Annotated in this window: 1 pseudogene; it reads left to right on the top strand. The window is 41.5% G+C overall.

Annotated elements, in window-relative coordinates:
* Positions 1 to 29: 29 nt before the first annotated feature.
* Positions 30 to 556, top strand: a pseudogene (locus tag RFK25_RS11825) (phage tail spike protein); the annotation flags it as partial.

The raw sequence follows: 556 nt of genomic DNA, 5'->3' as shown, positions 1-556 counted from the left end.
CTGGAAGACCAAAGTTTGAACTTTCTTCTATGCCTACAGACTGGTCACCTGCTCCTGAGGACTTAATCACAGATCTTAGCCAAACCAGAACGCTAATTACTCAGACAGCTGAGGGACAAACTCAACTGTCTACAAAGGTTACTCATACTGAGAATAAAATGATGAATGCTGAAACCAAAATCAGGCAATTGTTGGGTGATGTGGCTAGTAAAGTTTCAAAAATGGACTTTGACAATCTCAAGAGTACAGTTGAGAATCATACGACAAGTATTAATCAAACGTCCCAGTCCATTTTACTTAAAGCTGACAAGACCTTTGTGGACGGTGTGAAATCTACGGCGGAAACCGCCCTTTCAAAAGCAACTAGCAATGCGACAATGATTAGTCAGACCAAGTCTGAGCTGACTATTGCCAATAATGCCATTTCACAGAAAGTCGCAAAGACAGATTTTAATAGCTTGACTGGTCGAGTAGCAAGTGCAGAATCCACTATACGTACACAGGCTGGGCAAATTGAACAACGACTAACGAGTACGCAAGTTGAATCAGCCATTAA

The organism is Streptococcus sp. SS-4456 (assembly GCF_036680365.1).
Taxonomy (GTDB): Bacteria; Bacillota; Bacilli; order Lactobacillales; family Streptococcaceae; genus Streptococcus.
The sequence above is the reverse complement of the archived record's forward strand: the minus strand, read 5'-3'. Positions and strand labels throughout refer to the sequence as shown.